The 17,750-nt window shown below is 62.5% G+C and carries 15 protein-coding genes; 1 reads left to right on the plus strand and 14 read right to left on the minus strand.

Features of this window, described 5'->3' with window-relative positions:
• Nucleotides 1–54: 54 nt before the first annotated feature.
• Nucleotides 55–3,252, minus strand: a complete 3,198-nt coding sequence (ileS, locus tag HMPREF3056_RS04525; protein ID WP_070754186.1) for an isoleucine--tRNA ligase — start codon at nt 3,250–3,252, stop codon at nt 55–57.
• A 363-nt stretch (nt 3,253–3,615) separates the two neighbouring features.
• On the opposite strand from ileS, the gene HMPREF3056_RS04530 reads away from it, so the two are divergent.
• Complete coding sequence (locus HMPREF3056_RS04530; RefSeq protein ID WP_070754189.1) at nt 3,616–4,692, plus strand: HNH endonuclease signature motif containing protein; 1,077 nt, start codon at nt 3,616–3,618, stop codon at nt 4,690–4,692.
• A gap of 101 nt (nt 4,693–4,793) precedes the next feature.
• Here the strand turns inward: HMPREF3056_RS04530 and HMPREF3056_RS13440 are convergent, their stop codons facing one another.
• The 13 genes from HMPREF3056_RS13440 to mraY all read right to left on the minus strand — a co-directional run bounded on the left by HMPREF3056_RS13440 (nt 4,794) and on the right by mraY (nt 17,730).
• Entirely contained in the window at nt 4,794–4,964 is a 171-nt protein-coding gene (locus tag HMPREF3056_RS13440) for a hypothetical protein (protein ID WP_046647978.1), read from the minus strand.
• A gap of 122 nt (nt 4,965–5,086) precedes the next feature.
• Nucleotides 5,087–6,205 (minus strand): DivIVA domain-containing protein, encoded by a 1,119-nt coding sequence (locus tag HMPREF3056_RS04535; protein WP_070754191.1) that lies wholly within the window; start codon nt 6,203–6,205, stop codon nt 5,087–5,089.
• A gap of 168 nt (nt 6,206–6,373) precedes the next feature.
• Nucleotides 6,374–6,685 carry a YggT family protein gene (locus HMPREF3056_RS04540; protein WP_070754193.1) on the minus strand — a complete coding sequence of 104 codons (312 nt, stop codon included), beginning with the start codon at nt 6,683–6,685 and terminating at the stop codon, nt 6,374–6,376.
• A 220-nt stretch (nt 6,686–6,905) separates the two neighbouring features.
• Nucleotides 6,906–7,328 carry a cell division protein SepF gene (locus HMPREF3056_RS04545; protein WP_046647975.1) on the minus strand — a complete coding sequence of 141 codons (423 nt, stop codon included), beginning with the start codon at nt 7,326–7,328 and terminating at the stop codon, nt 6,906–6,908.
• 69 nt (nt 7,329–7,397) lie between these two features.
• Nucleotides 7,398–8,108, minus strand: a complete 711-nt coding sequence (locus HMPREF3056_RS04550) for a YggS family pyridoxal phosphate-dependent enzyme (RefSeq protein ID WP_070515741.1) — start codon at nt 8,106–8,108, stop codon at nt 7,398–7,400.
• Nucleotides 8,108–8,848: a peptidoglycan editing factor PgeF gene (gene pgeF, locus HMPREF3056_RS04555; RefSeq protein ID WP_046647973.1), complete on the minus strand. Its 741-nt coding sequence runs from the start codon at nt 8,846–8,848 to the stop codon at nt 8,108–8,110. The genes HMPREF3056_RS04550 and pgeF overlap by 1 nt, the downstream gene beginning before the upstream one ends.
• Nucleotides 8,849–8,872: 24 nt before the next feature.
• On the minus strand, nt 8,873–10,237 hold the full coding sequence (gene ftsZ, locus HMPREF3056_RS04560; protein ID WP_049155264.1) for a cell division protein FtsZ: 1,365 nt from the start codon (nt 10,235–10,237) through the stop codon (nt 8,873–8,875).
• A 206-nt stretch (nt 10,238–10,443) separates the two neighbouring features.
• Nucleotides 10,444–11,103, minus strand: a complete 660-nt coding sequence (locus HMPREF3056_RS04565) for a cell division protein FtsQ/DivIB (protein ID WP_083295544.1) — start codon at nt 11,101–11,103, stop codon at nt 10,444–10,446.
• Nucleotides 11,096–12,586: a UDP-N-acetylmuramate--L-alanine ligase gene (gene murC, locus HMPREF3056_RS04570; RefSeq protein WP_070754195.1), complete on the minus strand. Its 1,491-nt coding sequence runs from the start codon at nt 12,584–12,586 to the stop codon at nt 11,096–11,098. Before murC ends, HMPREF3056_RS04565 begins: the two co-directional genes overlap by 8 nt.
• Nucleotides 12,587–12,625: 39 nt before the next feature.
• Entirely contained in the window at nt 12,626–13,711 is a 1,086-nt protein-coding gene (murG, locus tag HMPREF3056_RS04575) for an undecaprenyldiphospho-muramoylpentapeptide beta-N-acetylglucosaminyltransferase (RefSeq protein ID WP_070515750.1), read from the minus strand.
• A gap of 29 nt (nt 13,712–13,740) precedes the next feature.
• Nucleotides 13,741–15,210, minus strand: coding sequence for an FtsW/RodA/SpoVE family cell cycle protein (locus HMPREF3056_RS04580; protein WP_070754197.1), 1,470 nt, complete (start codon nt 15,208–15,210; stop codon nt 13,741–13,743).
• 19 nt (nt 15,211–15,229) lie between these two features.
• On the minus strand, nt 15,230–16,621 hold the full coding sequence (murD, locus tag HMPREF3056_RS04585; protein ID WP_070754199.1) for a UDP-N-acetylmuramoyl-L-alanine--D-glutamate ligase: 1,392 nt from the start codon (nt 16,619–16,621) through the stop codon (nt 15,230–15,232).
• Nucleotides 16,618–17,730, minus strand: a complete 1,113-nt coding sequence (gene mraY, locus HMPREF3056_RS04590; protein WP_070754201.1) for a phospho-N-acetylmuramoyl-pentapeptide-transferase — start codon at nt 17,728–17,730, stop codon at nt 16,618–16,620. The genes murD and mraY overlap by 4 nt, the downstream gene beginning before the upstream one ends.
• Nucleotides 17,731–17,750 lie beyond the last annotated feature (20 nt).

Consider the following 17,750-nt stretch of genomic DNA (forward strand, 5'->3'; position numbering starts at 1 on the left):
ATGCTCAAAGCTCCGCCTCCCCACTCGAGGGAAGCGGAGCTTTTCGCTGCGGATTTAGGCCTTGGCCACGGTAGCCGTCACGCCCTTGAGGACATCATGGATGTTCTGTCCATCGCTTGGCTCGAGAGCCTGGGTCGTCACAGTGAAGTCGACAGCAAGCACCTCCGCCGCGATGTGTTCGCGGTGGTGATGAGCCCACTCTTCCTTCTCCGCGGGAACGGAGAGAACCACGGTGATGCGGTCAGTCACCACGAAATCCTCGGCCTTACGCGCATCCTGCAAACCGCGGATGACGTCCGCAGCCCAGCCCTCTGCCTCGAGCTCCTCCGTCACCTCGGTATCCACGGCGACAAGGCCATCGAGCCCTTCCACGCGAGCCGTCGACTTCGCATTCGCCGCCTTGAGGCGCTCGGTGTACTCGTCCGGGGATAGGCGGATATCGCCGTCGACCACAACGTCCTCGCCCTCGCGCACGTAGTTGCCCGCCTTGAGGTTCTTGATAGCTCGCTGAACATCCTTGCCCAAGCGCGGACCGGCTACCTTGGCGTTGCACACGACCTCGAAGGTGCCCACCGCGTCGACATCGTCGGTAAGCTCAACGTCCTTAACGTTGACCTCATCCCGGATGATGTCCTTGAAATCCGCCAGGCGCGCCGAATCCTTCATCGCCACCGTCAGCTTCGGCAGCGGCAGGCGGTTGCGCAGCTTGTTGGACTTACGCACCGAGGACGCCGCGGAGGCCACCGCGCGGGTGGCATCCATGGCGGCCACGAGGGCATCGTCAGCCGGGTAATCCTCGGCCTTCGGGTAGGAAGCCAAATGCACGGAGCGCTCACCGGTCAGGCCACGGTAGATGACCTCAGCCACGTGCGGCAGCAGCGGCGCGACCACGCGGGAGACCGTCTCCAGGACCGTGTAGAGCGTGTTGAAGGCCTCCGGATGGGCTTCCTCGCCCTCCCAGAAACGGTCACGGGAGCGGCGCACGTACCAGTTAGTCAAGGCATCCGCGAAGAGGCGAACCTCCTCGGTTGCCGTAGCAATATCGGTATTCGCCAACGCATCATTCGTGTTCTTTACCAAGTCATGCGTCTTGGCCAAGATGTAGCGGTCCAGCACGTTAGTGGAGCTGACATCGAACTTCGCGTCCTGGGAAGCGTAAAGCTGCAGGAAGGTGTAGGCATTCCAGATCGGCAGGATAGCCTGGCGCACGCCCTCACGGATGCCCTGTTCGGTGACGATGAGGTTGCCACCGCGCAAGATCGGCGAGGACATGAGGAACCAGCGCATGGCATCCGAACCATCGCGGTCAAAGACCTCGTTAACGTTCGGGTAATTGCCCTTGGACTTGGACATCTTCAGGCCGTCATTGCCCAGAACGATGCCGTGGGCCACAACCTTCTTGTAGGCCGGGCGGTCAAAGAGCGCAGTCGACAGCGCATGCATGACGTAGAACCAGCCGCGGGTCTGACCGGAGTACTCCACGATGAAGTCCGACGGCGAGTGGGTCTCAAACCACTCCTTGTTCTCAAACGGGTAGTGCTTCTGGGCAAACGGCATCGAGCCGGACTCAAACCAGCAATCCAACACATCCGGCACGCGGCGCATCGTGGACTTGCCCGTCGGATCATCCGGGTTCGGGCGGGTCAGCTCATCGATGTGCGGGCGGTGCAGGCTGGTGGGGCGCACGCCAAAGTCACGCTCCAGCTCATCCAGGGAGCCGTAGACATCGACGCGCGGGTACTCCGGATCATCGGAGATCCACGCCGGGATCGGAGCGCCCCAGTAGCGGGTACGAGAGATATTCCAATCGCGAGCGCCCTCCAGCCACTTGCCGAACTGGCCGTCACGGATGTGCGCCGGCAGCCACTCGATCTCGTTGTGGTTGAGCTCCACCATGCGGTCACGGAACTCGGTCACCTTGACGAACCATGCCGGCAACGCCATGTAGATGAGCGGCTCGCCGGAGCGCCAGGAGTGCGGGTAGGAGTGCTCGATGGTCACGTGGCGCACCACGCGGCCGGCTTCCTTCAGGTCCTTGATGATGCCCTTGTTAGCGTCGAAGACCAGCTGGCCCTCGTAGGGCGGCACCTGCGAGGTGAACTTGCCGTCCTCGTCCACCGGGATGACCAACCCCACGCCGTACTTCTGGCAGGTGAGCATATCGTCCTCACCGAAGGCCGGAGCCTGGTGGACCACACCAGTACCGTCCTCAGTGGTGACGTAATCTGCGAGCAGCAGCTGGTAGGCGTTCTCGACATCTGGGAAGAAATCGAAGATGGGCTGGTACCTAAAGCCCTCGAGCTCAGCGCCCTTGAACGTCTTGAGAACTTCCGCCTCACCCAGCTCCTTGGCCAGGGTGCCGGTGAGCGCCTCGGCCATGATGAAGGTGCGGCCAGCAAAGTCGCCCTCGGTGGCCTTGAACAGGACGTAGTCGACCTCCGGGTGGACCGCCAAAGCCAGGTTGGACGGCAGGGTCCACGGGGTGGTGGTCCAGGCGAGGAAGGAGGCGTCGGCAAGCTCGGCGTTATCCGCCAACGTCTTCTCCGCCGCGCTTCCCTCCACAGCGCCCGCTACCGGGAAGGTCACCGTCAGGGTCGGATCCTGGCGCATCTTGTAAGAATCATCCAGGCGCGTCTCCTGGTTCGACAGCGAGGTGTGCTCAGCCCAGGAGTACGGCAGAACCCTGAAGCCCTGGTAGATCAGGCCCTTGTCATAGAGCTCCTTAAACGCCCACATCACGGACTCCATGTAGTTCAAGTCCATGGTCTTGTAACCGTTTTCAAAGTCCACCCAGCGAGCCTGGCGGTTGACGTACTCTTCCCACTCATCGGTGTACTCGAGGACGGACTTGGCGCAGTACTCGTTGAACTTCTCCAGGCCCATCTCCTCGATCTGGGCCTTGTCGGTGATGCCGAGCTGCTTTTCTGCCTCCAGCTCCGCTGGCAGGCCGTGGGTGTCCCAGCCGAAGACGCGCGGAACGTGGTTGCCGGCCATAGTGCGGTAGCGCGGGACGATGTCCTTGACGTAACCGGTCAGCAGGTGGCCGTAGTGCGGCAGACCGTTGGCAAAGGGAGGGCCATCATAAAAGACGTACTCGGGGCAGCCCTCGGTTTGCTCGAGGCTGGCTTTAAAGGTGTCGTCGGCCTTCCAGTACTTCTGGACTTCCTGCTCCATATCGGGGAAACGGGAAGACCCAGCAGTCATATCAACTTTGGGATAAACATTGCCGACGTTCGCGGGGTTGCTACTCATCTAAAAATTCCTTCACTCGTTCGCTGTGGCGGGGACGCGCCTTACGGCTCGCGGTACCACCCCGCTTGGGCGCCGAGGCGCCCCGCTTCGTTGATGTGAAGGAGATGACGGTCCCTACCCGCCCGGTTCTAATAATGCTCTGCTAAGCGCGAAGCACGTTCTTCCGGAATGCTCCCCGGTGATAGCCGGCTCACTGCATACGTCTAAAAGTATAGCGAGGCGGTCAAGTTTTCACAGGCGCAGGTTCCCGAAAGCCCCAAAATAGAAACGCCAGTACATAAAAGAGGCACCCGGGATAAGGTTTTCCACAGGAACATTTTTTCTAATGCGAGCAGGTCATAAGGTGTTTTAAGCTCCACTGTCATGAGCGCACTGCAGAATTTCCTTAACGCACTCGGGGCCGGCATCGATGTCGTCGCCGAGTGCGAAGGCATGTCTGAAGCAGACCTCATCGCCGCCGGTTCCCCAGACAAAACCGCCGCGGAGTTGGTGCGGCTGCATACGAGCTTCTTTGGCAAGACCGCCATGACGCGGATGCAACGCGACGCCGTGAAGGCAGCGCGCCAACGCAAGCATTCTTTGCCTACCTTGGAGGTCATCGACCGCTATGCCCGCAAAGCCAAAACACAAGCGTTGGGCTGGAAACTACGCCTAGAGCTCTGCCGAACGAGCGCTGACACCCTCGCCATGGAGGCACTGGCGAAAAAGAAGCTCAAGGAGCACGCGGTTCTCCCCACGCCGAAGGAGGGCGTGACTGTCTACCGCCGCCGCAATGCACCGTGGACGATGGCGATCACGGGCCCCTCGCAACTGATTGCAGAGCTTAACGACGCCGTCGACCCGGCACGCCCCCTCGAGTCCATCCGCGAGGCCTTCTTCACAGGCGCTGCACCGCGCCGCGGCTTGCAGACCAATATCCTTGTGCCGCTGGATGCAATGACGAAAATTCTCGACGGTGACGGCGAAGAAATCACCCTCCAGATGACCAATGGCGCCACGATGACCGGCGCGGAGTACCTCAACAAGGTCATCGCCGGTGAAATCGATAAAGACGGCGCGCTCGCGACTCTTTTCCACCCCTATCACGGGCCGGTCAACCTCTACTACGAGGAGCGCTCCGCCAGCATCAAGCAACGCATCATGGCTATGGCCGAGTTCCCAGTCTGTGCTTGGGGTGACTGCCTGAAGCCGGCCGATGAGTGCCAGGTTCATCACCTCATCGCGTGGAAGAACGGCGGGTATACCAACCAGGAAAACTTGGTGATGCTCTGCCCGTATCACAATGGGGTGAACCAGGACGATCCGAATGCGCCGCCGGGCCGCGGCCGGATGGCCCGGGTCGGGGGAAAAGCGAAGAGAACGTACGGCCCTCCCCCGCCGCCCACGCCGTTGCAAGCGCCACCCGGGTTATTCACAAACCCCGCGGAGCGAGACGACTAGCGGCTTCACAAAAGTAGCCCTCCACCCAGAATTACCACTGGGCCGAGGGCTACGCGTCGTGCTTAAGATACGCGCGCTACAGGCGTTTCGGCGAGACCGAGCTACTCGTCGTGCTTGCGGCGCAGCTTGATCACGGTGTCTGCGATGAACAGGACGATACCCACCCCAGCCGAAGCGAAGAGCACGTACAAGGACCACTCGGCAGCGGTGAGGATGTAGTTCACGAACGCCAAGAAAGCAACAAAGGCCAGAAGCAATGCGCCGATGAGCATGTGCGTTCTCCTTTCCTCACCAATGACTAAGGGCTCTGTGCTTACAAAGAATGTATACCTACGGACGTATACCTACAGAAAAGAATAACGGCGCCCCCGCAGGGACGCCGCTCATTCAGAGATTAATTGTTGGACTTTCCGGCCTCACCGTTGGGGGCAGCGGTGCCGCGGGACTCCAACTCCTCAAGCTGGGACTGCAGCAGCGTCTTGAGGCGGGTACGGTACTCGCGCTCGAAGGTGCGCAGCTCGGAGATGCGGGCCTCCAGAGCGGTCTGCTGCTGCTTGACCGTGTTCATGACCTCGGTGTGCTTCTTCTCGGCATCTGCCTGCAGGGCAGCTGCCTTCTCCTCAGCCTGGCGAATCTGTGCCTCGGCGCGGGACGTAGCGTCGGCCTCAGTCTGCTTTGCCTTGTTTTCGGCGTCAGCCACCAGCTTCTTGGAGCGGGTATCGGCTTCCTGCAGCTGCGCGTCGTAGCGCTTCTGGGCGTCAGCAAGCTGGGCCTTGGAGTGAGAGTCAGCGTCGGCAAGCTGCTTCTCTGCGGCCGTGCGGGCCTCCGCCAGCATGGACTCGGAATCGGCCTTGGCCTCGTTGGTAAGGCGGTCTGCCATCTCCTGCGCCAGGCCCAGAACGCGGGCTGCCTGCATATGAGTGTCCGGGGTAGCAAGGCCCTGTGCAGCACCTGCACCAGCCACAGCAGCAGCGGAAGATGCGGTGGTGGAGGTTGCGGAGTTCTTCTTTGCGGACTCCAGCTCCTTCTTGGTGCTCTCCAGTTCCTTCTTGGAGGCCTCGAGCTCACGCTTGGCAGCAGCAGCTTCCTCGCGAGCAGCCTTGAGCTCTGCGGAATTGTCCTGCGCCTGAGCGGCCGGCGCCTGGGAAGACTGCGCCTGAGCGGCCTTTGCCTGTTCCTGGGCGCGCTTGGTTTCTTCCTTGGCCTTGGCAATCTCGTTCTTGGAGTCAGCCAGCTTCGCCTCATACTCAGCGCGCAGCTTGGATTCGACTTCCTTGCGCACAGCGGCCTCGTCGACCTTAGCGGCAGCGGCGCCGCCGGCAGCGCCGGCCGGAGCCTGAGACTTCAGCTCCTCAACCTGGGCGTGGAGATCATCGTTCTCATCCTGCAGCTGAGCAAGAGCATCCTCAACGAGATCGAGGAACTGATCGACCTCGTCCTCGTTGTAGCCACGCTTGCCAATTGGCGGCTTGCTGAAAGCGACGTTGTGTACATCAGCTGGTGACAGTGGCATTGACTTCTCTTCCCCTTACGAATCGGTCAAACCTCTAGAGGGTCCAGAGGCCGGGTACATATGCGGTTAATAATACGGATTGTGGTAACTCATTGTATCCGAATCAACACATTATCTAACGCTGGCACGAGTCTCAACGTTAACAGGAGGGTTTAATACACCCGTTTATTACATTGCAAGCCCATTGGCGCTGAAAAATAGCCAGCCAATAAGTTGCGAAAGGATGGACAAAAGCAGGAACAAAACGATGATGGAAACGTCGAGCGCAATGCCTCCTAGCTGCAGCGGCGGAATAACCTTACGCAGCGCCTTAACTGGCGGGTCAGTGACGACGAAGAGCACCTCGGCAACCATCATGAACCAGCGGGGTGGGTTGAATTGGCGCGAAAAAGACTGAATCATTTCAATGACGATGCGCGCCAACAAAATCCACGAGTAAAGACTCACGGCGACGAGGAGAATTGAACCTAAAGCACTCACAATGCCTGAGCCTATCGGAATCCCCCCCGCCAGCGGTACTCCCCTGCCCTATGGTTCGCCCTCGGCGAACAGAGAGGGCACCGCGGTAGCCACGCCGGCGCCGAGAATGACTCTCCGATGGGGACCCACAATGAAAACGACGAAACCGCCCCGTCGTCTTTCTCTTCCTTTAAGCCAACACGGAGGAGATTAACGATGAAGCGGTTAAAACCTGACGTCTCTAGCGCAGATGCGCTGCTCGCTCCAGCTCCACGGTAGAGATATCAGCGCCCTTCGGCACAATGGCAAAAACCTTGCGGCTGGTGTCCATGCCCTTGGTCAGGTTCTTCATGCGGCCTTCCAACGCGAAGCAGAGGCCTGCGGCAAAGTCCACGAAGCGCTTGGCGGAGCCGCGGTCGGCGTCGGTGAGTTCGAAGACCACTGCGTCACCGTCACGGAAGGGGCCACCAACCTTTGCTGCATCATCAAAGGAGACGAGGGAGAGAGCCACGATGGTCGGGACAAACTCCTCTTCCTGCTTTTCGTAGGAAGGTGCGTAGGCCGGTGCGTTGTAGCTGCGCTCGTCGGCGTAGTAGGCATCGTCGGCGTCCATGTCCATCGGGCCCAGCCCGAAGAACTCTTTAGTCCTATCAATCAGTGACATTCTGGGTCTCCCTCTGACCTAGTGTGTTCTGTTCATTTGCGGTCTTGTAATGCAGTTTTACAATGACAATTAACCTAGCGGGCGGGCTCCCATGATTCCGGTTCCGACACGCACGATATCCGTTCCAGATGCAATCGCTGCCTCCATATCGGCGCTCATGCCGGCGGACATTTTCAGGTCTCGCCCAAGCTTGGCCGCCACCTCATCCGTCAATGCCCTCACCTGGGTGAAAACCTCCGCCGGATCGCTCTCCAGCGGTGGAACCACCATGAAGCCACACAGCTGCAGGTTCTCCAGATCTTCGACCAGATCCACCAGAGCAGATACACCCTCTAGCGGGCAGCCGCCACGCGCGGTATCACCGTCGGCGGATACCTGGATATAGACCGGAAGCGTGTCCTCGCGCTGGCCGCGTTCCTGGGCAAGAGCCACGCCGCGGTCGAGTGCTCTGGCAAGTTTTTCTGAATCGAGCGAGTGAACACTATGCGCCCATCGGGCCACGTGGTTCGCCTTCTTGGTCTGAACCTGGCCAATCATGTGGAAACGCATCTCGGACAGGGCCTCCGCCTTGGCACGCGCTTCCTGCTCGCGATTTTCCGCCACATCTGTGATCCCCAACTCCGCTAGCAGCGCGATGTCTTCGGCCGGGTGAAACTTCGTCACCGGCAGCAGCTGCGGGGCGGGGCGGCCAGCGGCCTCAGCGAAACGGTGAATAGCAGCGCGGGTGCTCTCCAGGCCAGCCCTCAGCTCTTCACGGCGCACAGTATCGTTGTTCGTCATTAATCCTCCAACCAAATCACGCCGGCTTGGCGTCCGGTGACGCCCTCGCGGCGATAAGAAAAGAAATCTGTGTCCTCAATCGTGCAGCGCGGGTCCGATTCGATAGCCGTAACCCCCATCTCCATCAATTGACGAATCAGCCCAGCGCGCACGTCGACGCCCCAGGTACCCGACGACGTGCGGGTCTTGGAGCCGGGCAGATGCTTCTCGACGTCATCCGCCATCGCCTCCGGCACCTCATAGTTCCGCCCAGAAGCGGCCGGCCCCATGAGCACCTGAATCGAGGCGGGGCGGGCCCCTAACTCAACCATGGTATCGACGGTATTGCGGACGATTCCGTTGCGCGCGCCAAGGCGCCCGGCGTGGGCGGCGCCGATGACGCCCGCGGAGACGTCGACAAGCAGCACCGGCGTGCAGTCCGCCACGAGAACGCCTAGGCCCAAGCGCTTTTCGTTGGTTACCACGGCATCGGTGGCCGGCACGGGCTCCTCGACGCCGCGGCGCTCGGCCCCCACCACCGTCACGGTGTTGGTGTGGAGCTGTTCCATCCACACGATGTCCTCTAAGCCCGTGGCACGGCGGAGCCGCTCGCGATTGGCGGCCACTGCGGCGGGGTCATCGCCAACGTGATCGCCGAGATTAAAAGAGTCATAAGGCGACGACGACGCCCCGCCGGCACGGCTTGTAAAAACCATGCGGACGGGGCGTCGTGCTGCGTGTGCTTCCTCGTTTACTGGCATGCACTCCAGAGTAGCTGGCTGGAACTAGCGCATGAAGGATGGCACGTCGAGATCGTCATCGCCGTCATCGTCGAAGTCACGACCTCGACGCTCCGTGGGGCGCGAGAGACGGTACTCATCATCGCCGCCGCGGCGGTAGTCCTCACCGCGGAAGCGATCCGAGGTGGTAAATAGTCCGCTCGACGGGGCCGGCTCTGCCGGCTGCTCGCGCTCGTAGGAGTGACGCGGGGCGTACTCTTCACGCTCAATGCGCTGGGAGTCAGCGCGCTGCGGTTCTGCGCGGGTGTACTCCTCGCGCGGGGCCTCGGTGCGGGGCGCGGCGGGGCTCTCAGGCTGTGCCTCAGCGCGGTGCTCGAAGAGGGAACCCGGACGTGCAGCCGGGGTAGCCTCCGCACCGTGTTGCTGCGTCTGGCCAGGCTGTGCCGGCTGGGAGGTCATGTTGGCCTGAGCATCGAAGCCGGTGGCGATGATGGTGACGCGGACTTCGTCACCAAGGTTGTCATCGATGATGGTGCCGAAGATGATGTTGGCGTCCTCGTCGGCGCGCTCCTCCACCATGGAGGCAGCGGCATTGACCTCGTGGAGGCCCAAATCAGAGCCACCGGCGATAGACAGCAGAACGCCCTTGGCGCCCTCCATGGTCGACTCCAGCAGCGGAGAGTTAATAGCCTGCTCGGCGGCGTTGAGCGCGCGGTTATCGCCGCGGGCGAAGCCGATGCCCATGAGGGCGGAGCCGGCGTCGGACATGACGGAGCGAACGTCCGCAAAGTCGACGTTGATCATGCCCGGGATGGTGATGAGGTTGGTAATACCCTGCACACCGTTGTGCAGAACTTCGTCGGCGGCGCGGAAGGCTTCGACGATGGACAGCTCCTCGCCGCCCAGCTGCATGAGGCGATCATTCGGGATAACGATGAGGGTATCGCAGACCTCGCGCAACTCCTCAATGCCGGCCATGGCCTGACGGGTGCGGCGCGCGCCCTCGAACTTGAACGGGCGGGTAACGACACCGACGGTCAAAGCGCCCATCTTCTTCGCGATGGAGGCGACCACCGGAGCGGCGCCGGTACCGGTTCCGCCACCCTCGCCAGCCGTCACAAAGACCATGTCGGAGCCCTGGAGGGCGTCTTCGATTTCGGTCTTGTGGTCCTCCGCGGAGGTCTTACCTACCTCCGGGTTGGCACCCGCGCCGAGGCCGCGGGTGGCCTCGCGACCGATGTCGAGCTTGGTATCCGCATCGGAGAAAATCAGCGCCTGGGAATCGGTGTTGATCGCCACGAACTGGACTCCCTTGAGCCCTTCTTCGATCATGCGGTTGACAGCGTTGACACCGCCGCCGCCGACGCCGACGACCTTGATGTCCGCGAGGTTGTTGCTAGATGAGATCATACGAGGGTCTCTTGCCTTTCGAATAAGGTTTTAATGTAAACGAGGAGGCGCCCCTTTTTCTGAGAGGCGGTTACATCCATCTTTAACGACAACGGGGTAATTTCGGCGCACATTTTGCCGCGTGTCGGTACCCTCAACCTCTACTTTAGGGTTGCTGACATGCGGTTTTCTTAACAGGCGTCCCACCCGCCCCACTCGCGACGCGCTTAGCGGCGAGTCACCAGCGACGGGTTAGAAATGTTCCAGGATTCGCCCTCGAGCTTGAGCACATCTTCGAAAGCAATGGCCTTGTTCGCGTTGTCCTCCGACGCACCCCAAAAGATGGTTTTGTCATCCTCCGTTCGGAAGGTCAGCGAATACCGGTCCTTGATCTCGAGGGTCGAGACCTTCTCCCGAATCGGCGCGGGGAGCGCAGCGACGGCGTCGACAGCCCCCTGCATCTCAGGCGAACCGGAGTCGGTGTGCCCCGTCAGCTCCACGGCCTCGGGTGGTGCTTCGTCCTCCGCGAATTCCTTGCCGTTGTTGTCCACCAAAATCGTCCTATCGCCCTCCCGCACGTAAGCTACCGCCTCGTGCTCGACAAGTTCGATGTGGACGGTTGACGGGAAGGCCCGCGACACCGTCGCGCTTTCTACCCACGGCAGGGAGGCCACACCGTGCGCAGCTTCGCGCGCATCCAGCCGCACCAAATTAGAGCCCTTCACGACGCCACTGGCCTGCTCGACCTCTTCTGCCGCGACGTGATCATTTCCCACGACCTCGAAGGATGTCACCTTCAGGATGGGAAAAAGCCACACCGCCGCGGCAGCAACCGCCACTACGAGAAGCACCGCACCTAGCGCGAGCGCCCCAGTCTTTTTAGACATTCGGTTCCTTCGGTTCCTCCGCGCCGCTCGCATTCTCTAGCGCCGACAAGATTTCACCCGCCACGTAGGTAATAGTTCCCGCGCCGATGGTAAGGACAATATCTCCGGGCTGCGCCAGGGAAATGACGTCGCCGGCAGCCTCAGAGAAATCAGGCTCGAAAATGACCGGCATGTCTTCGGGCATCTTGTCGGTGATAATGCGGGAGGTAATTCCTTCTACCGGCTTCTCGCGGGCGCCGTAGATGTCGAGGACGACGGCGGCGTCGGCAAGCGCCAAGGCCTGAGCAAACTCGGCGTCAAACTCCATGGTCCGGGAGTACAGGTGCGGCTGGAAGCAGGCGATCACGCGCGCACCCTCGCCCTCGGCGTCCGCCTTCGCGCGCGCCGCGGTGAGCACCGCAGACACCTCCGTGGGGTGGTGGGCGTAGTCATCGAAGACACGGATCCACTGGGCGCTGCCGCGGTACTCGAAGCGACGGCGCACGCCCGTAAAGTCGGTCAAACCCGCGGCCAGTTCCGCCGGGTCCCCGCCAGCCAGCACACCGGCCAGCAGGGCCGCCGCCGAGTTGAGCACCATGTGATGACCCGGGACATGCAGGTCATAGGACAGCTCCTGTGGCGCCTGACCCGGCAAGGTCAGGCGAACGCGGACGTGCGCGCCGGCGGCGGAGACGGTTTCTTCTAGGATCTCCGCTGCCAGCGGCACGGAAGAATCCGCGGCTACCTCGCTGCGCGCCCCGTAGCCCAGCACCTGAATCCCGCGCTGAGCCGCTCGCTCACCCGTGGCAGCCGCATGCTCATCCTCGAGGCACACGACGAGGTAGCCGCCCTCAACCACGCGGTCGGCGAAATCATCAAAGACCTGATAGTAGCTCTCTGCCGTGCCGAAATAGTCGAGGTGATCAGGCTCGATGTTGGTGATGACTGCCACGAAGGGGCTGTAGCGCAGGAGAGAGGCATCGGATTCGTCGGCTTCTGCCACGAAGGCGTCGCCAGTGCCGCCGTGCGCGTTGGTCCCAGCTCGGTTGAGTTGCCCGCCGATGGCGAAGGAAGGATCCATCCCCGCCTGCTGGAGCGCGGTGACCGCCATAGAGGTCGTCGAGGTCTTTCCGTGCGTGCCGGCGAGCAGCACCTGACGGTGGCCTTCCATGAGCTCAGCCAGCAGGTCCGAGCGACGGATCACCGGAATCCCGGCTTCCCGTGCCGCCACCAGCTCCGGGTTGTCCTGCGGGATGGCGGCGAAGGAGGTGACGACCACCGTAGGCTTGTCCCCGGCCAGATCGAGGTTCTCAGCCGCGTGGCCGACGGCGACGTGCGCACCCATCGCGCGGAGGACGTCAACGGCCGTCGACTTCTTAACGTCCGAGCCGGTGACGACCGCGCCACGGCTAACCAGGATGCGCGCGAGGCCGGACATTCCGGAACCGCCGATGCCGACGAAGTGGACGCGGGACAGGTCCGTGGTGGCGGGGGTATCAGTCATGGTGAAAATTTCCTTCTTTAATAAACCTGTACTGTGCGCCTAGCCGCGGGTATCGGCGGCGACGCGGTGCGCGATTCGGTCAGCGATCACCGCGGCGGCATCGCCGGCGGTGCTGGCGTCAGCAGCGGCACGCATGGCCGAAAGGGCGTCGGGATGGTCAAGGATAGCGCGAACTTCGGCGACAAGGCGCCCCGGAGTAAGCTCCGCGTCCGGTATCTGGACCGCGGCTCCCGCTTCCACCAGAGCCCGGGAGTTCAACGCTTGCTCGCCGTTGCCGTGCGGCAGTGGCACATAGATAGCGGGCAGGCCGGCCGCAGACACCTCAGCCACGGTCATCGCGCCGGAGCGGCAGACCATCACATCAGCAACGGCAAGCGCGCCGGCCATGTCATCGATATAGGGCACGGCCGTGTAGTGCTCGTGCTCAGTCGGCACCGTGTTCTTTTTGCCGTAGGCATGCAGCACCTGGAAGTCTCGGCACAGGTCCTCGAGCGCTCCGGCGACGGCGGTGTTAATGCTCACCGCTCCCTGCGAACCGCCGGTAACCACGATGGTCGGGCGGCCTTCATCCAGGTTCCAGTTCTGGCGCGCAGCAGCGGCCTTCGTACCATCTGGGTCCTCGCCCAAGCCCGGGCGTACCGGAATGCCCAGGACCTCGCCCGGCATGCCAGATCCCTCTTGGGCATTGATTCCCGTGCCGCCAAGACGCACGCCCAGCTTATTAGCCATACCGGCCAAAGCATTCGTCTCGAGAACGAAGAACGGAATGCCCAAGGACTTCGCCGCCAGGTAAGCCGGCGCCGCAACGTAACCACCGGTGCCAAACACAGCGTTGGCCCCGACGTCCTTAAGCACCGCGCGAGTTTCCCGAACGGACTTGAAAATCCGCCAAGGCAGCTTCACCGCGTCAATGTTGATCTTTCGCGGAACAGGGACCGGAGTGATCATGCGGAGATCGACACCGCGCGCCGGCACGATGTCGCTTTCCAGACCCCGCGGCGTACCCAAGGCGGTGACCCGCGCCCCGTGGCGTTGGCGTAGCTCCTCCCCCACCGCAAGCGCGGGCTCAATGTGTCCGGCGGTGCCGCCACCTGCGATGACGACGGAAATCGGCGTGTCATTCATGCACTACACGCTACCAGCGCCGCACTGCGCTACCGGCGCTCGCCGCGCCGATACTCCCGCCGCCCCTCCGCGCGCGGCGCCTGCGACCGCTGAGAGCGCCCCGTCACCGCGCGCCCAAAACGTTCCTCGCGGCTGCGCTCCACGTGGCGTTGGGAGCGCTCGCGGTGTGGGCGCTGGGAACGCCGAGCATCTGCGCGCTCGCGCGGGGCACGGTGCGCCCCGCCGCGCCGCTCGTTGGGCGGGGTCGGCTCTGGGATGAAGAAGATACGGTCGAAGAGCGGGCGTCCAAAGTTCTGCATCGCGGACACCTGCAGCGGCTCGTGGCGCGCCACATTGCACAACAGGCCCATCGAGCCAATGGTGATAACCGCAGCCGTACCACCCGCAGAAATCATCGGGAGCTGAATACCCGTCACCGGCAGCACACCGATGACGTAGCCGATGTTGATGAAGGCCTGCACGACAACACCCACCGACAGCGTGGCGGCCAGCAAGGACTGGAACTGGTCCTGCGCGCGGGTTGCGGTACGCAACCCAAAGTAGCCCAGCACGGCGAAAAGCACGATGACGAGCGCACCGCCCCAGAGGCCTAGCTCCTCACCGATGATGGCGAAGACGAAGTCGTTCTTCGCCTCTGGGAGGTAGAACCACTTGGCGCGTGATTGGCCGAGGCCAACGCCCCAGAAGCCGCCGTCGGCAAGCGAAAGGAAGCCTTGGTAAGCCTGGAAACCGGTACCTTGTGTGTCCTCAATATTGCCGCGCAGCGCATCGAAGTAGGTGTGGAAACGGTGCGAGCGGAATCCACCCGCCAGGAAAACGGTGATCATACCGATGGCGCCAAAGACGCCGACGACGACGGGCACACGCCAGTTCACGCCGGCGAATACCAGGGTGAAGACCACGATAAGGGCGAAGGATACGCCCATGCCCAAGTCACCTTGGGCCACGATGAGCACGAACATGATGCCGGCGATGATGGAATACATCATGAACGGATCAGTCAAGCGCATCGAACGGTGTGTTTTATCCGCCAGCGCCGAGGCGCCATACATACCCACGGCGACACGAGCGAACTCAGAGGGCTGGAAGGCCACGCCACCCGGCAACATGATCCACGACTGTGAACCGACCTCCGCGCGGCCGGTACCGATACCGGGCACAAGCACGAGGATAAGCAGCAGGATGGATAGCCCCAAGAACCACGGCACGAGCGCCCGCAACGTGCGCGGCGAGATGCGCAGGCCGATCCAGAACACGATGAGGCCGGCGGCGACCAACACGCACTGGCGCAAAGCGGCCGACCACGGGCTATCGGTCTCCGACAGGGACGTCGCCATCGACGAAGAGAAGGCCATGAGTACGCCGATGCCGATGAGCGAGAAGATCGCGATGCGCAGCATCAGGTAGTCAAGCCCCGGGTAGGCGCGCAGGCGCTCGCGAAGATCACGCAGGCGGTGGCCCAGCGTGCGGTGTGGCTTCTGGGTGCTGGTGGCAGTCACGGCTTCTGGGTGCTCCTAGCTAGCGGGCGAGGCGGCGGGCAGCGGCGGCAAACATATCACCGCGCTGGCTCATTCCGGTGTACATGTCCAACGATGCCGCAGCCGGCGCCAAAAGTACGGTATCGCCGGCTTCGGCGTGTTGCACGGCGGCGCTCACGGCCTGGTCCATAGCGGTTTGCGGATCGTGACTGTCGACGATGACGATAGGCACGTACGGTGCCGCCTTGACAAGGGCCTGGGCTAGCACATGCTTGTCGACGCCCACCAGAACCGCCGCCTTCAGCCGCACCGCGTGGGTACGCAGGAGGTCCGAGACATCAGCGCCTTTGAGCTGACCGCCGGCGACCCACACCACGGAGTCAAGACCACGCATGGCAACCTCCGCGGCGTGCGGATTCGTCGCCTTGGAATTGTCGATGTAAGTCACGCCACCAAAGCGGTGGACAACCTCACCGCGGTGCCCGGCCACCACGTAGGCGTCGAGGCCCTCGGCGATGGACGCAGGCTGGGCGCCGGCAAGCGCCGCAACCGCCGCGGCGGCAGCGGCATCCAGCACCCCAGCAAGACCTGCGGGCTGGATGGTGGTCACATCCTCCACCACTGCCGCGTGCAGTCCGGCGACCTCATTGACCACGAGGCTGCCGGCGCTCACGCCGACCTCGCCCGGGGCGGGCTCGCCGTGGGTAAAGGCGGTAGCACCGGATAGAGAGGCGGCAAGCGCGCGAACGTGTTCGTCGTCCTTTCCATAAACGGCGTGCGTGCCGCGCAAGATCTTCGCCTTATCCGCCGCGTAGGCCTCGAAGGAGCCGTGCCAATCGAGGTGATCATCGGCGAGGTTGAGCAGTGCTCCTACGTCCGGGCGCAGCTGGGAGGACCAGTGCAGCTGGAACGACGACAGTTCCGCGACGAGGATATCCACGCGGGGCTCGGCGGCCAAGGCATCAAAAGGCGAGACGCCGATATTGCCCACAGCTTGGGCGCGCTGGCCGGATCGCTGCTCGTCAGCGGCCATGATGGCAGCGAGCATCCCCGTAGTTGTGGTCTTGCCGTTGGTACCTGTGATCGCGAGCCAGCGGCGGGAGGCCCCAAAGGCCTCTGCCTGGTCAAGGCGGTAGGCCAGCTCCACGTCACCGATGACCTCAAGGCCGCGGGACGCTGCGGCGGCGAGCAACGGCGAATCCGGGCGCCACCCCGGCGAGGTCACGACGAGGGAGTAATCCGACAGATCTACTGCTGCTGTATCCACGGTGGCAACGTCGAGCTCGGCGGCGAGGCGAGCGCGGGATTCCTGGTTTCCATCAGCCACCGTGACGTCCACGCCTAGGTGGTCCAGGACCGCAGCACAGCCGCGGCCGGAAACGCCGGCACCGGCGATGAGGACCCGGCCAGAGAGGAAGTCGGGGCGCGTCATGCGCCGACACCTATACCTGTGGAGGTCAGCCATTCACCGTAGAAGATGGCCACGCCGGCCATCGCCGCCATCGCGGCCAGCAACCAGAAACGGACAACCACAGCAGTCTCCGCCCAACCGCCGTTTTCAAAGTGGTGATGGATCGGGGCCATGCGGAAGAAGCGCTTGCCGGTGGAATGGAAGACCACGATCTGAATGACAACGGAAACCGTCTCGATAACGAACAGGGCGCCGATAATCACCATGAGAAGCTCGGTACGGCTGGTGACCGAAATGCCGGCAACCAATCCGCCGAGCGCCAGGGAGCCGGTGTCTCCCATGAAGATCTTGGCGGGCGCGGCATTCCACCACAAAAAGCCGAGGCAGGCACCGAGGCCCGCCGCCGCGAGCACGGCGAGATCGAGGGGATCGCGCACCTGATAGCAACCGGCCGCAAAGTTGGTGGCGCAAGAATAGCGGAACTGCCAGAAAGTCATCAGCGAGTAGGAGCCCATGACAATCGCCGTCACTCCTGCGGCAAGGCCGTCGAGGCCGTCGGTGAGGTTGACCGCGTTCGACCACGCCGCGATGAGGAAGTACATGAAGATCAAGAACACGATGGTTCCGATGACAGCGCCGCCAACCGCAAAGTCGAAGGTTTTCAAATCGCGGATGAACGACAGCTTGGTGGAGCCAGGAGTCAGGCCCGCATCATTGGGGAAACGCAGCACAAGAAAGCCAAAGAGGAGGGCCAGTACCAGCTGGCTGAGCAGCTTCGCGGTCTTGTTGAGACCCAGGTTGCGCTTCCGGAAGAGTTTGATGAAGTCATCCGCAAAGCCCACCGCGCCCAAGCCCAGCGTCAGTCCGAGGACGAGCAGGCCCGAGGCGGTAAAACCCTCGTGGCCCGTCAGCATGCCGTAGAAGCCGACCACGAGATAAGCCACCAGGATGCCGGCCAGAATAGCCAGGCCACCCATCGTCGGCGTACCCCGCTTCCGCAGGTGGGACTTGGGTCCGTCCTCGCGGATCTCTTGGCCGCGACCGGAGTCGGAAAAGTACCGGATGAGAACCGGGGTGGTAAAGATCGCCACGAGGAAGCTAACCGCACCAGCGATGATGATCTGAGTCACGAGCTTGAAGTCCTTTCTAG

The sequence above is a fragment of the Corynebacterium sp. HMSC056F09 genome (assembly GCF_001815785.1).
Lineage (GTDB): Bacteria > Actinomycetota > Actinomycetes > Mycobacteriales > Mycobacteriaceae > Corynebacterium > Corynebacterium hiratae.

Coding starts and splice junctions, on each gene's coding strand:
- ileS (WP_070754186.1), bottom strand. CDS start 3,252: ATGAGTAGCAACCCCGCGAACGTCGGCAATGTTTATCCCAAAGTTGAT.
- HMPREF3056_RS04530 (WP_070754189.1), top strand. CDS start 3,616: ATGAGCGCACTGCAGAATTTCCTTAACGCACTCGGGGCCGGCATCGAT.
- HMPREF3056_RS13440 (WP_046647978.1), bottom strand. CDS start 4,964: ATGCTCATCGGCGCATTGCTTCTGGCCTTTGTTGCTTTCTTGGCGTTC.
- HMPREF3056_RS04535 (WP_070754191.1), bottom strand. CDS start 6,205: ATGCCACTGTCACCAGCTGATGTACACAACGTCGCTTTCAGCAAGCCG.
- HMPREF3056_RS04545 (WP_046647975.1), bottom strand. CDS start 7,328: ATGTCACTGATTGATAGGACTAAAGAGTTCTTCGGGCTGGGCCCGATG.
- HMPREF3056_RS04550 (WP_070515741.1), bottom strand. CDS start 8,108: ATGACGAACAACGATACTGTGCGCCGTGAAGAGCTGAGGGCTGGCCTG.
- pgeF (WP_046647973.1), bottom strand. CDS start 8,848: ATGCCAGTAAACGAGGAAGCACACGCAGCACGACGCCCCGTCCGCATG.
- ftsZ (WP_049155264.1), bottom strand. CDS start 10,237: ATGATCTCATCTAGCAACAACCTCGCGGACATCAAGGTCGTCGGCGTC.
- HMPREF3056_RS04565 (WP_083295544.1), bottom strand. CDS start 11,103: ATGTCTAAAAAGACTGGGGCGCTCGCGCTAGGTGCGGTGCTTCTCGTA.
- murC (WP_070754195.1), bottom strand. CDS start 12,586: ATGACTGATACCCCCGCCACCACGGACCTGTCCCGCGTCCACTTCGTC.
- murG (WP_070515750.1), bottom strand. CDS start 13,711: ATGAATGACACGCCGATTTCCGTCGTCATCGCAGGTGGCGGCACCGCC.
- murD (WP_070754199.1), bottom strand. CDS start 16,621: ATGACGCGCCCCGACTTCCTCTCTGGCCGGGTCCTCATCGCCGGTGCC.